The organism is Rhizobium sp. Leaf341, from assembly GCF_001424325.1.
Lineage (GTDB): Bacteria > Pseudomonadota > Alphaproteobacteria > Rhizobiales > Rhizobiaceae > Ferranicluibacter.
Genome location: NZ_LMPE01000005.1, coordinates 473,464 through 489,880 on the forward strand (window position 1 = coordinate 473,464; position 16,417 = coordinate 489,880).

At 63.1% G+C, this 16,417-nt stretch carries 12 protein-coding genes; 7 read left to right on the forward strand and 5 right to left on the reverse strand.

From position 1 onward, the window contains the following. The first annotated feature begins 4 nt into the window (after positions 1-4). Complete coding sequence (locus tag ASG03_RS09360; RefSeq protein ID WP_062693445.1) at positions 5-1,072, forward strand: glycoside hydrolase family 5 protein; 1,068 nt, start codon at positions 5-7, stop codon at positions 1,070-1,072. Here ASG03_RS09360 and ASG03_RS09365 read toward each other — a convergent pair. Together ASG03_RS09365 and ASG03_RS09370 are read right to left on the reverse strand one after the other, a co-directional pair. After that, entirely contained in the window at positions 1,059-2,360 is a 1,302-nt protein-coding gene (locus ASG03_RS09365; protein WP_062693358.1) for a hypothetical protein, read from the reverse strand. The genes ASG03_RS09360 and ASG03_RS09365 overlap by 14 nt on opposite strands. Further along, positions 2,360-4,462, reverse strand: coding sequence for a GumC family protein (locus tag ASG03_RS09370; RefSeq protein ID WP_062693359.1), 2,103 nt, complete (start codon positions 4,460-4,462; stop codon positions 2,360-2,362). The genes ASG03_RS09365 and ASG03_RS09370 overlap by 1 nt, the downstream gene beginning before the upstream one ends. Positions 4,463-4,780: 318 nt before the next feature. Between ASG03_RS09370 and ASG03_RS09375 the strand changes: the two genes are divergently transcribed. From ASG03_RS09375 to ASG03_RS09395, 5 genes are read left to right on the forward strand one after another with little or no spacing between them, the layout of a single operon-like run. Continuing rightward, complete coding sequence (locus ASG03_RS09375; RefSeq protein WP_062475516.1) at positions 4,781-5,029, forward strand: acyl carrier protein; 249 nt, start codon at positions 4,781-4,783, stop codon at positions 5,027-5,029. After that, positions 5,029-6,210 (forward strand): acyl-CoA dehydrogenase family protein, encoded by a 1,182-nt coding sequence (locus tag ASG03_RS09380; RefSeq protein WP_062693360.1) that lies wholly within the window; start codon positions 5,029-5,031, stop codon positions 6,208-6,210. The genes ASG03_RS09375 and ASG03_RS09380 overlap by 1 nt, the downstream gene beginning before the upstream one ends. A gap of 5 nt (positions 6,211-6,215) precedes the next feature. After that, complete coding sequence (locus tag ASG03_RS09385; protein WP_062475522.1) at positions 6,216-7,124, forward strand: amino acid--[acyl-carrier-protein] ligase; 909 nt, start codon at positions 6,216-6,218, stop codon at positions 7,122-7,124. A gap of 7 nt (positions 7,125-7,131) precedes the next feature. Beyond that, a complete protein-coding gene (locus ASG03_RS09390; protein WP_062475525.1) occupies positions 7,132-8,100 on the forward strand; it encodes a DUF1839 family protein in 969 nt (322 codons plus the stop codon). Between the two features lie 40 nt (positions 8,101-8,140). Then, positions 8,141-10,621, forward strand: a complete 2,481-nt coding sequence (locus ASG03_RS09395; RefSeq protein WP_062693361.1) for a glycosyl hydrolase 2 galactose-binding domain-containing protein — start codon at positions 8,141-8,143, stop codon at positions 10,619-10,621. An 18-nt stretch (positions 10,622-10,639) separates the two neighbouring features. Here the strand turns inward: ASG03_RS09395 and ASG03_RS09400 are convergent, their stop codons facing one another. The 3 genes from ASG03_RS09400 to ASG03_RS09410 form a co-directional block, all read right to left on the reverse strand. Then, entirely contained in the window at positions 10,640-12,403 is a 1,764-nt protein-coding gene (locus tag ASG03_RS09400; RefSeq protein WP_156381779.1) for an alpha/beta hydrolase, read from the reverse strand. Between the two features lie 108 nt (positions 12,404-12,511). Continuing rightward, positions 12,512-13,426, reverse strand: a complete 915-nt coding sequence (locus ASG03_RS09405) for a glycosyltransferase family 2 protein (RefSeq protein ID WP_162241372.1) — start codon at positions 13,424-13,426, stop codon at positions 12,512-12,514. A gap of 116 nt (positions 13,427-13,542) precedes the next feature. After that, positions 13,543-15,399 carry an ABC transporter ATP-binding protein/permease gene (locus ASG03_RS09410; protein WP_062693364.1) on the reverse strand — a complete coding sequence of 619 codons (1,857 nt, stop codon included), beginning with the start codon at positions 15,397-15,399 and terminating at the stop codon, positions 13,543-13,545. A 429-nt stretch (positions 15,400-15,828) separates the two neighbouring features. On the opposite strand from ASG03_RS09410, the gene rfbC reads away from it, so the two are divergent. Then, positions 15,829-16,407: a dTDP-4-dehydrorhamnose 3,5-epimerase gene (gene rfbC, locus ASG03_RS09415; RefSeq protein WP_062693365.1), complete on the forward strand. Its 579-nt coding sequence runs from the start codon at positions 15,829-15,831 to the stop codon at positions 16,405-16,407. Positions 16,408-16,417: the final 10 nt, after the last annotated feature.

Genomic DNA, 16,417 nt, shown 5'->3' on the forward strand with positions numbered 1-16,417 from the left:
CATCATGCAACCGAAACGTTCCCTCGCCGGGCGCGCCGCCCGCCTGCTCGCGCTGGCAGCCTGCCTCTCGACCGGCGTCCAGCCGGCTCTTGCCGGATGCCTTAACGGCGTCAACCTCGCCGGTGCCGAGTTCGGCACCATGCCCGGCGTATTCGGCAAGGAATATACCTACCCTTCCAAGGAGACGATCGATTACTTTGCCGGCAAAGGTTTCAACACGGTCCGCCTCCCGTTCCGCTGGGAGCGCATTCAACGAAAGCTGAACGGCCCCCTCGACAGCGAGGAGTTGACGCGTCTGAAAGATGCCGTAGCGGCCATGCGGGCGCACGGACAGACGGTCATTCTCGACCTGCACAACTACGCGCGATACAACGAAAAGATCGTCGGAACGAAGGATGTGCCGCAAGCAGCGCTCGCCGATGTCTGGGCGCGCCTCGCCAAGGTTTTCGCCAATCAGAAAGGCGTGGTCTTCGGGCTGATGAACGAGCCGTTCGACATGGCTCCCACCGCCTGGCTGCCGCCGGCCAATGCGGCCATTGCGGCAATCCGCAAGACGGGCGCAAAAAATCTCGTGCTGGTGCCCGGCGTCTCCTGGACCGGTGCGCACAGCTGGAAGGCCGACATCGAGGGGTCTTCCAATGCCTCGACCATGATTAAGGTCAAGGACGCCGCCAACAACATGGCCTTTGAGGTGCACCAGTATCTCGACAGCGATTTCTCGGGGACTCAGGACGATTGCCCCCGCGGGGAAGACGCCGTCGCCGCGCTCCGCTCCATGACAGACTGGTTCCGCGCCAACAAGACGCGCGGCTTCCTTGGCGAGTTCGGCGGCTCTGCAACATCGGACTGCATGATCGGGCTGGCGCGCATGATCGACGTGATGGCGGACGCAAAGGACGTCTGGATCGGCTGGACCTACTGGGCTGCGGGCGATTGGTGGTCGCCCGACGAACCCCTGAACATCCAGCCGACCGAAACCGGCGACAGGCTGCAACTGAGGGCGCTCACGACGCGCAAGCTCGCGCGCGAAGAGGACAGCTGCCCTGCCCTCGATGCCGTCAAGCCACGCTGAGTGTAGGGCTGGCTGCCGGGGCCGACCGGGCATCCTTTGGCGCGCGCCCGAGCGCCGTCTCGTCGAGAACCGAGATGGTGCCGAACAGAAACCACAGCAGCCCTGCGGTCTTGATGGAATAGCCGCTGTCGCTGATGATCATGAGCAGCAGCAGGTAGACAATGACCATGCCGTGGAAAATGCGGGCCCTGCCGCTTTTCAGCGGCGCGAAGACGAGCAGGCCCCATAGCCCCAGGAAGCCGAACAATCCGAACTTCGTCAGCGTGTAGGCAAGCCCCGAATCGGCAGTGAACTGCGTCGTCGTCTGGGCGCCGAACACCACGCGAAGGTCGAGCGAGGTCAGAAGATGGGCCGTGACCTGGAACCGCCCGCCAATATCGTTCGGGCCGCCCTGCGTTCCTGACTGGATGCCGTAATAGGCCAGCACCGACAACATGATGAACGGCAGCACGTACCACGCAAGTCGCGGCATGACCCGATAGACCGGCAGGAGCAGGGTCATCAGGATGCAGGTATAGAGCCCGAACCGCGCATCTCCGAGGGCAATCACCGTCAGCGCGAGACAGAGTGTTACGAACCGAAGGCGCATGGTTGGCCTAAACAGGCACCAGCCATAGACGATTGCGCCGAAATTGCCGACCGACACGGGTTCGAGGAAGACCGAAGAGACGCGATGCATGCCGAGAAACGGCAGAATGGTGCGCGCACTCGGACGCATGCCGCTGATGAACAGACCGGTCGTCTGCCCGTAGAGCTGATCGACGGTCACGCTGCCCCGGGCGAGATAATAGCCGATGACGTTGAAGAACGAGATGTAAACATCAAGCGCCATGTACTCGAACAGGCCGACAGCCACCACAATGGCTGCCGAGACGAAAACCAGCCGATCGGCAAGCCGGAGATCGTGCAGCGTGCGGCCGGCGAAGTAGAAGCCGATCGGGATGAGGATGTCCCGCAACGCCTTGAGGTCGGGTTGGCCGCGCATCGTGAACAGGAAAAGCATATAGGAGATGTAGACCGCCAGAAGCATGTACGGAGCCGTGCGCCGCCCCAGCGCGACGATGAAGACGCAGCCGACCAGAACCATCTCCGACATCATCACATGTCCGTCCGACACCCGCGTCACACGCGTGTTGACGAGACAAAGGAGCGCGTTGAAGACGAGGCCGCCGATGACGCTGAAGGCCGCAAGGCGCGTATAGAGGCCCCGCCACGCGTCGTCGTCCGATGGTACAAGGTCGCGGACCGGCAAGGCATATCGCGCGGAAACGTCCTGCAGGACGCTCATCAGGCTGACGCCTCGACAAGAACGACCCCGACGAGCTTGGTGGCCCAAGGCCGGAGCGTCTGCGCAAGGTCCTTCAGATCGGCGCGGCCGACCCGCCCCGGCTTGATGACGATGGCGATCGCGTCGCTGTCCTTGACGAACGCCATCAGCCGCGCGGCATGTTCCTCCCCCGTTGCATCGACGATTAAAAAATCGGCCGGTGCAGGCCGGACGGCGGCCGACAGGAGGGAACCGGATGCACGACTGCGCTGACGCGGCATGGCATGGCGATCGAGGCGACGATAATTGACGCTCTCGAAGGCCGGCACCCCGCCCATCTGCATCCGTTGCAAGGTGCCGGCCAGCGGCGATGTCGCGGATACGGATGCGGTTGCGACATCGACCGCGGCACCGGTAGCGGCCAGCGCATGCGCGATATCACCGACCAGCGTCTCATCCGGCGTGTCCGCGCCGGGCGACAGAAACACGATGCGGGCGGGCATGGCGGAGACGGCATCGGCCAAGACATAAGCGGTGCGCGCAACACCGGCCTCGCGCTGTCGTTCGATGGCCTGTGAACGGGCCGTAGCCCGTCCGCCGCGCGGAAGGCGCCGCCGCAACCGTTGAAGGACACCGCCCCAACGGCCGGGGCGATGTCCATCCCAAGCGTCATTATCCAGAGCTCCATGTCTCGGCATCTGGCGCGGCGCGAGGCGCGCGATGACGGGGACGCCGAGCATGTCGACGATCTGCCGATCGGAGGTCACGCGGCCATCGAGCATGTCCAGCCCGACGGCAATGGCCGACCCGGCAGCGGCGCCGAACAGGAAGCCGGCGATGGCCACAAGCACGGCAGAGGCCCGCGTCGTCTTCGTCGGCGGCAGTGCGTCCGAGATGATGCGTGAATTTCCCGAGCCGATGTCATACTGGCGGCTCAACTCTTCCGAACGTGTGAGGAAGGATGTGTAGACGCCGCGGATCGCGTCCGCCTCGCTCTGAAGCTGTGCCAACGTCGTACGGGCGTCACCGCTGTCGCCGTTGGCATTACGGAGCGCAGCAAAGCGCGCTTCGAGGGCTGCAACATTCGCCTTGCTGCGCTCGTAGGTGTTGCGGACGGAGTCCTGCACCCGTTTAAGCTCCGACTCCAGCGCCCGGCGCATGCTTTCGGCCTGCGCTTGGGCGGTCAAAAGCTGGGGATGGCGGCTGCCGAGGCTGGTCTGCAGCTCGGCCAGCCGGTCGAGCGTCTGCGCATAACGGGTGCGCAGCGTCGTGACCGACGTCTGCTGAAGCGCTTCGGGAATTGCCCCCGAGGCAAGATCGCCGGTGGTGAGAGCCCGCACCTGATTGTAGTTGATCTGCTGCTGCTCCAGGGCGGCGCGTGCGCTTCCCAGTTGCTGCGTCACATCCTCAAGCTGCTGGTCCGTGACCAAACCCTTTTCGCCCGTGCTGATCAGGCCGTTCTGGGTCCGGAACTTGACGACCTTGTCCTCAGCTTCGAGCAGCCGCTTCCGCAGCGCCTCTGCCTCGACCTGCAGGCTCATACTGGCCTTCAGGCTCTTGTCGGAACCGACCTTGTTCGCTTTGTCCAGGTAGATCGTGGACACGGTATTGGCGATTGCTGCGGCGCGGGCGGCATTCGGATGCTGGGCCGTGATGGTAAACACCAGCGACTGGTCCGCACGGGTGATGATGAGGTTCTGCGCCAGTGCCGCGGCCGCACCGGCCGTCGCGGCGTCGAGCGAACCGGGTCCGGCATCGGCGCCCGCGTCGGGAGGCGATCGCCCGAGGATCCGCCCGATCAGGCCGGCCTTCGCCTGGAAGAAGGGATCCTTTTGCAGTTCGAGCTTGCGCGCCGCTTCGGAAAGGACGCTGAATGACTGCATGACGTAAATCTGGCTGTCGATGGCCTGCTGCGCTTGGGCCGGTGCGACCGTATCGCCGGCAGATTGGCCGACCGCGGCGAGGCGCTCGGGATCGAGCAGAATCTGCGTGGATGCGCGAAACACGGCCGGCTGGCTCAGCACGAAGGCGAAGCCGAGGCCACCGAAGATCAACGCCGTGCCGATGACGATGCCGATGCGGCGCATCACGATCGACGGAAGTTGAAAGACATCGATGTCCATGGGGCTTCCATTCCACGCCAGGTTGCTGCAAGAACGCTCGGTCGAGACGTGCCGATGTGAGGCGGCAGGCAGCGATCTGCACGAGATTCTCCGTCCGAAGAATTGACAGTTTATCGTTAACAACCCCTGAACGACGCCTCCGACGCTTTGCCCGAGCCCTGCAACTTCAGGGCTTTGCACGCACATCTCGCCGCCGCACCATATGAGGCGCTGCTTGAGGAAACTTTAGCTATATTCCTTAGCCCGTTTTTAGCCTGCAACCGGTAAGTCTGCCGCATGACAGCCAAGACCCCAGCCGTGCTGAGAAGGAGCGATGCCATGAAGACCCAAATCCGAGAGATGCTTGCCCAATATGCGTCGCTGCCGTCGGCAGCCGATCTGGATGACGACGCGGACCTCTATGCTGCCGGCATGTCGTCGCATGGCTCCGTCCAGCTCATGCTCGCGCTGGAAGACACGTTCGATGTCGAGTTTCCCGACAACCTCCTGAACCGCAAATCGTTTTCCACCATTGCGATCATCGAGCAGACGGTCAACCAGCTCGTTGCTGGGAAAGAAGCCGCCTGATGGACGTCTCCCTCAACGCTCATGGATCGACGCTGCTGGAGCGTGCACGCCGCGTGGCGGGCATCGCAGGCCAGCACGCCGACGACGTGGACCGCAATGCCCGCTTCCCGCGTGAAGCTGTCGATGCCCTGATCTCGGAGCGGCTCCTGTCGATCCAGATCCCCGTCACACTGGGCGGTGAGGGCGCGACGACCGCGCAGATCGCGGAAGCCTGCACGGTTCTCGGCCAGGCCTGCTCCGCCGCTGCCATGATCTTCGCCATGCACCACATCAAGCTGTCGAGTCTCGTGTCTCACGGGATCGACAGTTCCTGGCATCAGAGCTTCATGCGCCGCGTCGTCGACGAACAGCTTCTCATCGCCTCGGCGACGACCGAGGGCGGCATCGGCGGCAATATGCGCAATTCGATTTGCGCCATCGACGTGGACGGAGATATCTGCCGGTTGCAGAAGGATGCGACAGTCATCTCCTACGGTCGTCACGCCGACGCGATCCTCATCACCTCCCGCGCCCATTCGGAGGCTGCCAGCACCGACCAGGTACTGACGGTCTTCACGAAAGACCAGTACACGCTGGAACGGACCAACGAGTGGGACACGCTCGGCATGCGCGGCACCTGTTCGGAAGGCTACCTTTTCAACGGGACGGCGCCGAAGGAGCAGATCCTGCCGAAGCCCTTTGCCGAGATTGCTGCACAATCGATGCTGGCCAGTTCGCACCTGCTTTGGGGTGGCGTCTGGTATGGCATCGCCGTCAATGCGATGACCCGCGCGCAGGCCTTTGTTCGCGCCGCAGCGCGCAAGAGCCCCGGCCAGACACCGCCTGGCGCACTGCATCTCGCGGAAGCCTCGAGTCTTCTGCAGCAGGTCCGAGCCAACATCACGGCCGGAATTGCCCGCTACGAGGCGGCCCTTGTCGAGCCGGAGCAGCTTTCCTCCATGGGCTTCTCCGTCGCGATGAACAACGTCAAGCTCGCGGTCTCCCAGACCGTGCCGAAGATCATCGACCACGCCATGCAGATCACCGGCATCATGGGCTACAAAAACGGCACCCCGTTCTCGCTCGGGCGCCACCTGCGCGACGCGCAGTCCGCGCAGTTGATGATTTCCAATGACCGCATTCTCGCGAACACGTCGAACATGCTTCTCGTCAACAAGATCGAAACAAACCTTCTGGGGTAACCGACATGGATATGCAGCTTCCCTTGCTTGACCGGCTGTTTGCGGCCGGCCTCCTCATCGATACCGGTGTCGACGGACTTTACGGCCGCAGCGGCGTGTTCGAGGACGTCATCACCCGCTTCGAAGCGGTCATCGATGGCCTCGGCGGCGTGGACAAGCCAGAGACCATCCGCTTCCCGCCCGGCATGAATCGCGCCCACTTCGAAGGCTCGGGCTACATGAAGAGCTTTCCGCAACTGGCCGGCACCATCCATTCCTTCTGCGGTTGCGAGCTGGACCATGTCAGCTTGCTCACCTGCATGGAGGAAGGCAAGGACTGGACCGGTCAGCAGCAGGCAACCGATATCGTCCTGACGCCCGCTGCCTGCTACCCGCTCTATCCGACGATCGCCAAGCGTGGCGCCCTGCCGGCCGGCGGCGGCCTGTTCGACCTGCAGTCCTATTGCTTCCGCCACGAGCCCTCGAAGGAGCCGACCCGCATGCAGCTGTTCCGCATGCGAGAATATGTGCGCATGGGCAAGCCTGCGGACGTCGTTGCTTTTCGCCAGGACTGGATGGAACGCGGCACAAAGCTGATGGAATCGGTCGGCCTCCCGGTTGAGATCGACGTTGCCAACGATCCGTTTTTCGGTCGCGCCGGCAAGATGTACAAGAACAACCAGCGCAATCAGAACCTCAAGTTCGAGCTGCTGATCCCTGTGAATGCCAATGCCGGCCCGACCGCCTGCATGAGCTTCAACTACCACCAGGATCATTTCGGCAAGACCTGGGGTCTGACGACGGAAGACGGTGAGACTGCCCATACAGCCTGCGTCGGCTTTGGACTGGAACGCATCGCCCTGGCCCTGTTCAAGCATCATGGCCTCGACGTCGCGGCCTGGCCGGCGCACGTCCGCAAGACGCTCTGGGGCTGATACATCCATGCAAGCCGTGTTCCCCGGCCTCGCGCCCGAGACCTATCGCCCGCATGCGCTCCACGACCAGGAGCGCATGTGGCCGGAAACCAACTGTTACATCGATCTGTGGATCGAGGTCTTGAACACGATGAATTTGCCGCCGGAAGCCATGCTCGGCTTCACGCTGACGCAGGATTTCGAAGGCGACCAATTCACCTTTTTCAAGGTGCCGCTGGAAGACCTCGACACGCTTTACGGCATCACCTGCACGGAGCTTGCCATTTTCGACAAGGTCGAGAGGCATGTGGAGACCCAGATCGCGCGCGGCCGTCTCTGCCTCGTCGAGATGGACAGCTTCTTCATGCCCGACACCGCCGGCGTGGCCTACCGCCGCGAGCACGGCAAGACGACGATCGGGATCAACCGGCTGGATGCCGCCGGTCGCAGCCTCGATTATTTTCACAATGGCGGCTTCTTTCGCCTGGAAGGCGACGATTTCGATGGCCTGTTCCAGACGCTGAGCGCGCCGGACGCTTTGCCGCTCTTGCCCTACACCGAGTTCGCCAAGCTGCCGAACGGGCGCCCGGACGAGGCCCATCTCCGGAAAGCAGCAGACGCGCGGCTCGCCTTCCATTTCGCCCGCCGCCCGAGCGCGAACCCGTTTCACGCTTTTGCCGCCGTCTTGCCCGGGCAGGTCGAGGCGCTGGCCGGCCGCGACTTCGACTTCTTCCACAAATACGCCTTCAACACGCTTCGTCAATTCGGCGCGAACTACGAGCTTCTGGCCACGCATCTCGCCTGGCTTGCGACCGATGGGCGCTATGAGACCGAACGTCTCGCCGCGCTGAAGATCTCCGAAGTCGGCAAGACCGTCCAGTTCCAGGTCGCACGTGCCGTCAACCGAAAGAGGTTCGACGCCCTCGCCGGCACGCTCACGCCCGCTGCCGAGGCCTGGGACACGCTGATGCAAGGGCTGGCGACGAAGCTCGCCTGACCCGCCTCTGAAGGTCGAGACACAGGAAACGCAGGCCATCATGACATCGCTTCCCGCCTGCCTCCGTCTTGTGGATCCACGGCCCGTGACACAAGGCTGGCGCCTCGTCCTGACGGCTCCGGGTTTACACACGGAGCCTTCCGGTCTGACCGACGACGACGGCATCCCGGCCCTGGTCCCCGGCACCGTGGCTGAAGCGCTAGAAGCGGCAGGCCTTTTCGACCGTACCGCCCCGCATCCACTGAACGGGCAGGACGCCTGGTTCCTCACCGTTCTCGAGGACGAACGGCCGGGAGAGGCCCTTCTGCGCTTCGAAGGGCTTGCGACCATCGCGGACGTCTTTCTCAATGGCGAAAAGATCCTGTCGTCGCAGAGCATGTTCACGCGTCATGCCGTTTCCGTCCGCCTCACCGGGGACAAGGACCGCCTTGCGATCTGCTGCCGGGCTCTCCTGCCGCATCTGTCGCGAAAGTTGAAGCGCGCGCGCTGGCGCACCAAAATGATCGTGCCTGCAGGTCTGCGCGGTGTGCGGACCACGACACTCGGCTACATGCCGGGCTGGTGTCCGGAGATCCAGGCGGCCGGGCCCTATCGTCCGGTGACGCTCGAGCGTCCTCAAGAGACGGCCGTCGGTGCTGTCAACATCGCTGCTGCGCTCGACGCGGACGGCACAGGCCATCTCACCGTCCGTTTCGAGACCACGACGACCCTTCCGATCCGCCTTTGCTGCGCCGGTCACGTGACAGACATGTCGGTTGAAGACGGTCACGCAGAGGCGACACTCGTTCTCCCCGGTATCGCCCCCTGGTGGCCGCGCAGTCATGGGGAGCCGCGGCTTCACGACGTCGAGATCCTCGTCAACGGAGATCGCATCGCTCTCGGTCGCACCGGCTTCCGGCGAACCGAGATTGATCGGGGTGCCGATGGCACGCATTTCGCTCTGAAGGTCAACGGCGTCGATGTCTTCTGCCGCGGCGCCGTCTGGACCAATGCGGACATCGCGAGACTGCCGGGAGACCGTACGGCCTATGCGCCCTGGCTTCACTTGGCCGCCGAAGCCAACATGAACATGATCCGCATCGGCGGAACTATGACCTATGAAACCCAGGCATTTTTCGCGCTCTGCGACGAGCTCGGTCTGATGGTCTGGCAGGACGTCATGCTGGCCAATTTCGACTATCCGGCCGAAGACGAGGTTTTCGCCGAAGCGCTTCGGGAAGAGGTCGAGACGCTGCTGCAAATGACGCGTGCGTCTCCATCGCTCGTCATCGTTTGCGGCGGCAGCGAAATGTACCAGCAGGCCGCGATGATGGGCCTTGCAGAACGGGTCTGGGCCGGCCCCCTCACGGAGACGCTTCTCCCCGGCATCGTCGCCGACCTTCGTCCAGATCTTGTCTATGTCCCCAACTCTCCGTTCGGCGGCGCGCAGCCGTTTTCGCCGAACGCAGGCGTTGGGCATTACTACGGCGTCGGCGCCTATGAACGACCGCTGGAGGACGCCAGACGCGCCGATGTTCGTTTCGCCGCCGAATGCCTCGCCTTTTCCAACGTGCCGGAACAGGCGACGCTCGACACGCATCTGCCGGTCGCGCCCGTCCACGATCCCCGCTGGAAGGCGCGCGTCCCCCGCGATCGCGATGCTTCCTGGGACTTCGAGGATACGCGGGATCATTATCTTGGCCTTCTCTATGGCCTTGACCCTGCCCGGCTCAGACGGGAGGATCCCGCGCGCTATCTTGATCTTTCCCGCGCCGTCACGGGCGAAGTCGTCGAGGCGACATTCTCTGAGTGGCGACGGACGGGATCCGGATGCGGTGGCGCGCTCGTCTGGACACTCCAGGATCTGCTTGCGGGAGCCGGCTGGGGCCTTGTCGATGCCACGGGTCTGCCGAAGCCCGTCTGGCACGCCGCCCGTCGTGCCTTTCGCCCCGTTCAGGTCTTGCTCCTCGACGAAGGAACGAACGGCCTTGATGTCCATCTCGTCAACGATACGGCCGACGCCGTCCCCGTGCGGCTGGAGCTGACATGCCTGCGCGCCGGTCGCCAGCCCGTCGTCTCCGGCCGGCATGAAACCGTGCTTGCCCCGAGATCGAAGAGGCGTCTCGCGGCGACCGACCTGTTCGGGGCTTTCTACGATACGACCTATGCCTTTCGTTTCGCCGGTCCGCAGCATGACGTAACCGAGGCACGCCTCGTTTCGTCGGAGACGAACATGGTGATCGCCGATGCCTTCCACTTTCCGCTCGGTCGCCGCGCAGCCATCCACGATGCGACGCTGACCGCAGCGGTGGTGGATATCGCGGGCGGGTTCGCGGTCGACATCGCCACCGACCGCTTCGCGCAATCGATACACATTGTTTGTCCCGGCTTTCTGCCGTCCGACAACTGGTTCCACCTCGCCCCGGGCCCGGCACGCCGCATCGGATTGATGCCGTGGCCCGTCGCAAACGCGGAAGCGACGTCGACACGCCCTGGCTGCGAGATCACCGCGATCGGCAGTGCCTTTCCCGTGCACGTCTGATGTAAACGCCCCGAGCGCTTATCCGACCTTGCGCGTGGAGGATGTGAACGCGAGGATCGTATCGCGGATGTGGTGGCGCAACGCGCTGCGTGCAGCGGGTGGCGTCACATTGTGGTCCGCGTCGGCCAGCAGGAAGCGGGAGACATTTGGGTAGCGCGCCAAGAGCTGGCCGTCCCGGCCGAAATGCTGTCCGAGTCGGGCCAATCCGATGTCGCCTTCGCTGTAGACGAGCGAAACCGGGACATGGCGCTCGCGCAGCTGCCGGAACGCGCGGTGCACGCCGGTGCGAAGCTTCGCGTCGACGGACAGCGATCCCATCACCGGCGCTACCGCCTTCGAAACGCGGCGCGCCACGATCTTCAGAATATTGCCGGCCGCGCGCGGCATGTCGATCTTGCCGGAGATCAATCTGTAGGCGGTCTCCATGCGAAAGGCGCGTCGCTTGTAATCTTCCAGGGAACGCGGGTTGTAGCGAACCATCTGGTCGACATCATCGCGGGGATCCCAGGCGAAGGTCAGGATATTGACGGCGATCACGCCCCGGCAACGCGGATCGGCCAGTGCCGCGTTGAACGCGAGATAGGCGCCACTGCATCGGCCAACGAAAACCGGATCGGGCAGACCGATGGCCTCGATGCGATCGAGCGCCGCGCGCACATCGGCAATCTGACCCGGCGAATAGAGCACCTGCGCCTCTCCGTTCGGTACGGGAGGGCTGTCGGCGACGCCGGCGGCATCGAAGCGGAAGGACGCGATCCCGGAAGCCGCCAGAAAGCGCGCGGTCTCGACGGTCGATCGGGCCCAGCCGGACTGGCGATCGTAGCCCGTGCCCAGCAGCAAGGCGGTGCCCGCGGGAATGGCATTGGCAGGCGTGCAAAGGACACCGAACAGCCGGTCGCCGGCACCGAACCGCATGGGACATTCGATGAAGTCGCTGCCGTCGAGGACGCCGGAAGACGGCATGCCCGGACCCGGCCCTCCATTGGCGTTTGAGAGATCGAAACCGAGGATCCACGTCGTCAGTGCCTTTAAGACGGCAATGGGCGCCTCGGCAGTAATGGGGTTCGACACGAGATCGGAATACCCCTCGAAGTCCACGCGGGTAACATCCGCCCCCGCATTCTGCAGCTGGCGGGAAAAGCCTGCATCCATGTCGGATTGCGGGCGTTCCGCAATGAAAAAGCGGATCGAGGCCGGCGGTTCGAAAGCCCTGAGATCCGCACTGCGCACCGCGGCGGCAACGCTGTCCTCCATGACGAGCCCGGCTATCGACGTGTTCGGCCCACTGCTGCCCGGCGGCAGACCCAGGCCCTCATCGACGACCTTCGACCACAGCGACAACTCCCGCAGATAGCGCCGTCCATGGGTGACAGGGGCAAGAAAAGCGACACCTTCCGGCTGAAACGATGAATCCTGTGCCTGCAGGAGGGCGAGAATGGGTAAGGCCCCGAAACCCTGCGTCACCACCACCAGACGGTCGCAACCGGTGAGATCACGCAGTCTCCGTGCCGCCGCCAGTGCTGTCGCGGCAAAGGGTTCGAGACCGGCGGGCACGGAGATGTCCAGCGCATCGCCCGTACCGGGATGATCGTAGCGCAGGCTTGCAACACCGACTGACGCGAGACGATCGGCAAGCTCGCGCCAGGCCTTGTGCACACACAGTTCCTCCAGTCCCCAGGGGCTGACGAACAGCACGGCTGCCCGCGTCGCCAACCCTTGTGCCGGTGTGTAAAGGCCAATGGTGTTTTCGAACGTGACGGGCTGGCCTGCAGAACACGGCATCGCGATGGTATCCATGCTGACGGCAGACATTGCGCATTGGTTCCGTTGGTTGGAAGCACCTCCGAGCGGGGCTCGTCAGTCTAGAATCTGGTTATTGCTCGTGGCTGATCACACGGGTGGACGGCCGGTCTCGAGAACCGGCGGCCGGTTGGTCTGTCGGCGAGGCGCTGTACGCCAGCCTTGCAAACGGCCGAGGAAGAGATGGCGGGAGCGGCGCGCCATGGCCCAATCCCGCTGAACCCCGTAGAGGATCATACCAGCAAGCGGGCGCACCAATTCCGGCAGAAAGCGTCTCATCGGGAAATCATGCCGGCGAAGCACGTAACCAAGTCCGGCACCGTATCGATACATCTTCTGCGCATTGTCGAACGTGCGTCGATCGCCGTGATCTTCGGGATGATGGGCATTGAGCGTTGGGAAATAGCGCCCGGTCGCTCCCGTCTCCAAGCATTTCAGCACCATGTCCTGGATTTCATGCGCCCCCCAGATCGTGCCCGACCCCGGCCCGAGGGCCACATCGAAGCCTTCCACGGCTTCAAAGACACGACGCCGCACGACGACGATCCATTCCATCAGCGTGTCCCATACCGTGTCCCGCGTCAGGGTCACGGCCTCGCTGGCGAAACGCCCCATGATCGTCCGTCCCTCCATGTCCGTTGGGCGGCCGCTATAGATGTCTGCAGGCGTGGCGGCCATCAGGGCGTCCAGAGAGCGGAAAAAGTCCGCGGGATACCAGCAGTCATCGTCGGGAAACATCAGCCATGTGCCGCGGGCCTGCCTCGCGCCGCGGTTTCGGGCACGACACACACCCTTTTCTGGCGAGCGGATATGAACGATGTCGAGATCACCGGAAAAACGCGCCAGAAGGGACGTCAGTCGCTCATCGCCATTCTGGTCGACGAACAGCACTTCGATGTCCCGGCGCTGTTGGGCCGCAAGAGAGATCAGAAGGCGCTCGATCTCCTCGACGCGACCAAGGGTGGCCACCACGAGGGAGAAGCGGTGATGCAACGATCCTTCCACGTCGAGCGTCCCCCGATGCGCCGGAGCGCGGATATCATGACGTTGCCCTTTCGGGTTCTCCCTCGACATAGCGCGAATTCGCCAATGTCCCCTTAATGACCGCGGAAAAAGGCGCTCTAACCGTCGCGATGCGTCACGTGCGTCCGCAGGCTCCGAGGCTGCAGGCGCTTCAGCGTCTTGCCGCCCGGATCATTTTCCAGGTGCAGGACGCGCTTGAAGAACACATCGTTGGGCTGGATTCGACCAATATTGACGATTGCGGCCTTGGCCGTTTCGACCATGAAGAAGGTGACGACGCGCTGATAGGTGTCTGGATCGAGCGTGTCGAGCACCTCCTCGATAACGATCCAGCGCGGCTTGTGGAGGCCAAGCCGGGCAATGGCGAGCAGGCGCAACTCCGCTTCGGTCGGTTTCACCTGAGATTGGAGCGGTTGATCGAGAGCCGCAACAAAACGATCGAGCCCGACACGCGTCAACACGGATGCGAGTTGCTCGCGCGGGAAACGGTCCGGCGTTGCAGGATGGATCAAGGTTTCCGCGACGGTTCCCGGCGGAAAATAGGGTGCGCGGGGAATGAACGCCATGCTCTCTGGCGGCGGCAGCGCAAGCCGCCCGCGACCCCAGGGCCAGAGCCCGGTGATCGCACGGAAGAAGGAGCTCTTGTCGACGTCGGTCCTCGCGGTGATCAGCACCCTGTCTCCAGCCATGATCTCGACATGCGTGTCGGCAAGCTTGACGCTGCCAGCAGGCGAGGCCACTGCGAGATCGTCCATGACGATACTGCCGGAGCCTGGCGCGGCATAGACGATCCGCTTGTCGTTCTCGTAGCGCTCGTCGGTCATCAGCATGGCGGAGCGGAAGGCGGAAACCCGCAACAGGGTCGCGCGCCAGTCTGCCACGGCCTGGATGTTGTCAACGAACCATCGCAGCGAAGCATGGACCTGATTGAACGCGCCGACAGCCATCATCAGGCCCCCGAAAGACAGGTTTCCCGCAAAGAATACCGGCGCGGCAATGACGATCGGCGCAATGACCGTTACCCAGCCATAGCCCGCCGTCACCCAGGTAAGGCGCGTCATGGCGAACATCAGGCCACGGCTGATTTCCAGCACGGAGGCCAGATCGCGCTCGATCCGGCGCTTCTCGTTCGCTTCGCCGCCCGACAGGGAGACAGCTTCGATATGCTCGTTGACCCGCATGAGCGAAAAGCGGAGCGCTGCCTCGCGTTGATAGTGTTCGCCGTTCAGCTTGACGAGCGGCCGTCCGACCAGCCAGCTCAGCCAGGAAGCGATACCGGCATAAAGAATAGCGGCCCAGACCATGTAGCCGGGAATGGCGATCGAATAGCCTTGGAAGCGGAAGACGAACCCGGCCGAGAGGGACCAGAGCACCCCGATGAAGCTGACCAGAAGAATGCCGGACTGGACAAGCCCGATGCCGAGGCCCGCCGTCAGGTCCGTCAGATGCCGTGTATCCTCATGAATGCGCTGATCCGGATTGATGCCGAGCGAACCGGCATTGGCAAGGCGAAAGGCCCGCGTCGGCTTCATCCATTCCGTGATCAGGTCCCGCGTCAGGCCCTCCCGCAACTTGATCTTGATCCATTGTCCCAGCCAGGTCTGGATGACATTGAGAACAAGGATGACCCCCGCGATCTGACCGAAAACGACGAATTGCCCGAGGAATGCCGGAAGGTCGCGTCGTTCCAACGTATCGTAGAACGGCTTGTACCAACGATTGAGAAAGATTTGGCCGATGGCAATCGCAACGATGACGGTGAGAAGACCGGCCGCCAGAAGGAGGATGATGCGTCGCGACGGCGAGGCCATGAATGCCTGCTGCATCATCCGGAGTTGTTGGCCAAGCGACTGCTCTTCCTCGAGTTCCCCTGCAGCTGCACCCGTGGCGCCTTCTGCCACACGTGCTTTGGCGCCCTCTGTCGGCCTGTTGCGAGCGTCCCTGCGATGCGGCATGTCGGCAGCTTTCTTCCAATTACGTCACGCTAAACTATAGCGCAGACCGCAATCTCTCCCACGGGAAAACGACCATGAAGCGGCGACCTTGCCGCTTCCTGACCATTGTCGCTTAAATAAGAACTTGATGTCGTCAGAGATCGCTTTCCGAGCGGGCGCGTCAGGCATCCCGCATGTTGTCTGCCTCCGCAGGGGAACTCGCAGCGTGGGCCGTCCTGAGCTTCATCCCGATTGCGTTGTTATTAGGCGATCCGGTGGGAAGAAACGCAGTTTAGCGCGCAAAGACGGGGTAAAATGCTATGATTTCGACATGGCTCGTCTCTTGCATATGCCTCGTTCTGACAGGGTGTCTTGAAAGATGCACAGTTCAATTGGTACAAGTGCCGCCGACAGACAGACCTGCATTAGCAACGACAGATGGAAATTTGGATGAATTTTGAGCGCCTCTCGATCCCCGACGTGGTCCTGATCAAGCCGAATAAGATCGGCGACGACCGGGGTTACTTCATGGAAACGTTTCGCCAATCCCTGTTCGAGGAGCAGGCAGCCAAAGTCGAATTCCGTCAGGACAATCAGTCGCTCTCAGCAGACGCCGGGACGGTGCGCGGTCTGCATTTCCAGCTCGAACCACGTGCTCAGGGCAAGCTTGTGCGCTGCATTGCCGGCGCCATCTACGACGTTGCGGTCGATATCCGTGTCGGTTCGCCGACCTATGGCCAGTATGTCGGTGCCGAACTGACGGCGCAGAACGGCCACCAGCTGTGGGTCCCCGCCGGCTTTGCCCATGGGTTCTGCACACTGGTCCCGGCCACCGAGGTCAGCTACAAGGTGACCGACTACTACAGCCCAGAGCACGACCGCGGACTTCGCTGGGACGATCCGGCCATCGGCATCGTCTGGCCCGATGTTGCCAAGACGCCCGTTCTCTCGAAGAAGGACACCCTTCAGCCGATGCTTGCCGACCTGAAGGAAAGCTTCATCTACACCGGCGCCAACGCCAACTCGTAAACCAGTCAGG